This window comes from Actinotalea sp. JY-7885 (genome assembly GCF_014525465.1).
Classification (GTDB): Bacteria; Actinomycetota; Actinomycetes; order Actinomycetales; family Cellulomonadaceae; genus Actinotalea.
The window spans coordinates 1-3,439 of the sequence record NZ_JACEXH010000249.1 but is presented as its reverse complement, the minus strand read 5'-3'; the positions used below and the strand labels follow the sequence as shown (position 1 = coordinate 3,439).

At 77.9% G+C, this 3,439-nt stretch carries 1 protein-coding gene; it reads right to left on the bottom strand.

Annotated elements, in window-relative coordinates; translation table 11 throughout:
- Window positions 1-3,439 (bottom strand): hypothetical protein (locus tag IDM29_RS15705; protein WP_188037761.1); only part of this gene is annotated, 3,439 nt, incomplete at both ends.

Here is a 3,439-nt window from a genome sequence, read left to right as displayed (position 1 = left end):
CGACCACCGCACCGGGCTCCGCGGCGTCGGGCGCCTCGCCCGACGCCTCCGGCTCGGGCGGGAGGGCGGGGACCGTGACGCTCCGGCGGGGCGGCGGGGCGGCGGCGCGGCGGCGCCGGTAGGAGTCCATCACCGCCGACGCGACCGCGTCCGCCTCGCCCTGCGGGTCGAGGAAGGCCGCGGCCGACCAGACCTGGACGACCGTCCAGCCCAGGCGCTCCAGCCGCTCGGGCAGCTGCCGGTCGCGGACCCGGATGCTCGGCTCCCGGACGTAGTCCTCGTCGTCGGTGAGCACCGCCACGAGCATGGCGTCCGGCATGTCGGGGTGGCCGACGACCAGCGGGATCCGCGAGCCGTCGAGGCCGTGGTCGAGCTCGACCACGAGCCCCATCCGCCAGAGCCGCTCCGCCAGGTCGAGCACCAGCCGGTCCGGCTCGGGGCCGCGGGCCGCGGGCCGCGGGCGGTCCGTCTCCGGCCCGGCGGCGGTGCGCTCGGCCGCGAGCTCGAGCAGCTCGGCGAGCATCCGCGCGCCCGGGGCTCGCAGCCGGTCGGCGTCGAGCTCCTCCGGGCCGAAGCAGCTGACCACTGTCAGCCGGCGCCGGACCGCCCCGAGCGCCTCGAGGAGCAGCCCGGCGCCGCCGTTCTCGCTCAGCGCGCCGAAGCGGTGCAGGACCCGGCCGTGCGGCGTCCGGCCGAAGCCGAGCGAGAGGATCACGGCCTCGCGGCTCAGGCCCTGCGCCGAGGCGACGTCGACCACGGCGAAGGGCTCGGGACGCTGGACGCGGAAGAAGCCGCCCAGCGAGGGGTTGTCGCGGACCTCCGCCATCACGGCGTCGCGCACGGCCTCGGCGTGCACGGGCGAGGCCGTCACGACGGCGAGCGACTCCTCGGGGCGGGTGAGCGCGTGCTCGACCACGAGGTCCACCACGTGCTCGACCTCGGCCCGCGTCGCCTCCACCGCGCCGTTCGCCGCCGGCATGCCGCTCCCGGCGACGACGTCGAGCCGGAGCAGCGCCGACGCGGACGGCAGCGGCGTCGCGACCAGGCGCCCCGCGTAGCCGTGGTCGGCCAGGAACTGCGTGAGGTGCGGGTCTCGGCGCGAGGAGTCCGCGTGCAGCGGGATCGCGGGCAGCACCGCCGCGAGCTCCGTCATCGCCGAGCCCGAGGCGCAGCGCGAGTCCCCCACGACGACGACCTGGCGACCGCGGGCGAGCGCGCACACCACCGCCTCGAGCGGGAGGTGGTTCGCGCCGTCCAGGATGACGAGGTCCTCGACGCGGCGGGGCGGCAGCAGGTGGGGCACGAGCATGGGCGCGGAGACCAGGCACGGGCGCAGGTGCCGCGTCACGGCCGGGTAGCGCTCGACGGCCTGGCGCAGGCTCGTGAAGCGGTCCTCGACGATCTCGCCGAACAGCTGCTGCGACTCCTCGTCGGCGGCACGCAGCCGCGCGCGCAGGCTCTCGCGGATCGACGCGCGGTAGAGGTGGGCACGGTCCTGGAGGTGACGCAGGTCGAGCGTGCGGAACTCGGCGACGAGGCGGGCGAGCGCGGCGCCGTCGTACCCCGCGAGCGCGGGGTCCTCCGCCAGGACGAGCTCCAGCACCGTGCTCCACCACGCGAGCTCGAGCTCGGCGGTGACCATCGGCGCCGGCACGGCCCGGTCGGCCAGGTCCGCGAGCAGGGGCCCGAGGCCGCGACGGTCCAGGGCGCGCACGAGGGCGGTCCGCTCGGGGAGCGTCTCCAGGGCCGAGCGGTCCTGGTGCAGCCGCCGCAGGTGCTCGGTGAGGTCGGGCCACGGCAGGCCCAGGAGGTCGCCACCGCGTGCGGTACCGGCGAGCACGGCGCCGAGGGCCTCGAGGTCCTCGCGGACCTGGGCGTACTCGTGCTCGACGTCCGCGAGGCCGTCGGGGATGCGCGGCCAGCCGCCGGCCGGGCAGTGGGCCTGCCAGAGCTCGCGCTGGGCCTGGACGTCGACCAGCGCGGCGTGGAGGTCCGCGACGGGGCGCCCGGGGCGGACCATGTCCTTGGCCTGCTTGCGCAGGCGGCGCCGCAGGCCGCCGCTCATCTCGATGCCGCGCTCCGCGCGCCACTCCTTGGTCGCCGTGGCCGCGACGAGGTCGGCCGCCGAGCGCTCGAAGACCAGCGGCTGGAACACGTCGAGCGCGCCGCGGACACCCGCGAGCATGCGCAGCTGCTCGCCCCACTGCGCGGGCGTCGCCGCGCGCGTGAGGCCCGTAGCCTCGGCGACCCGGGCGACGTCGGCCTGGAGCCGGGGCAGGGACGCGGTGAGGAGGCGCTCCACGCGCTCGAGGGCCACCGCGGCACGGTCGTCGGTCGGCAGGTCCGCCCCGTACCAGGGGGTCGAGCGCGCCGTCGACGCGAAGGCGCCGAGACCCGCGGCACGCACGAGGTCCGTCGCGGCCTGCGCGCGGCGCTCACCCGTGAGCGACTCCGCGACGGGCGCGGACAGCCGGACGGTCGTCTGCGGCGCGGGCCGCACCGACGTCAGGCGCGCGAGCGCCTGCAGCGCGTCGTAGGCGGACGTGCCCCACGGCTCGCGGCGCGCGTGCAGCCCGGCGATGTAGGCGCCCAGGCGGCGGCGGCGGTCGAGCAGCTCGCGCTGGACGATGGCGACCTTCTCGCCGTCGACCTCGACGGGCTCGACAGTCATCGCCCCGAGCAGGCGCCGTGCCGAGCGCGCGCGCCAGCCCGAGTCCGGGGCGACGTCGAGCACCAGCTCGTCGAGCCCCAGGGCGGCGAGGCGGTCGGTGAGCGCCTCCGCCGCGCGCCGGTGGCCGGGCACGTACAGGACGGTGCGACCGCTCGCGGCGGCGTCGGCGACGACCGCGGCGAGCGTGCCTGCGACGTCGCTGCCCGCGGGCGCGTCGACCAGGAGGTGGTGGCCCGCCGCGACCGCGTCGAGCACGTGCTCCTGGACGGGGTCGAGGTCCCCGACGCCGCGCTCCTGGTCGAGCGGGCGGTCACCGCGCAGCGGGCTGGGCAGCGGGTGGCGCAGGGCGTCGACGGCGCGCCGGTCGCCCGCGAGGGCTGCCACCAGCTCGTGCTCGTGCAGCGTGTCGGCCTGCGCGTCGAGGTCGGCGACGAGCGCCTGCTCGGGGTGCACGAAGGTCCCGACGAGGACGCGCTCCTCGATGCGGAAGTCGTCGAGGACCGCCTGGCCGAGCGACGTGAGCCGGTCGAGCGCGGGGCGCGGGTCGAACCCGGACGCGGTGAAGGCGCCGCGCGCGAGCGCCGTCGGGTCCAGGAGGGCACCGCGACCGCGCAGCGCCGTCGCGAGCAGGGGGTTGATCTCGAGCGACGGCTCGAGCACGAGGTCGTAGTCGCTCTCGCCACGGCCCCGCGGCGTGACGGCGACGGGCCGCAGGAGGACCGGGGCGCGGACCGCGCCGGCGTCGCCCCGGGCCGGGCCCGGCCGGGC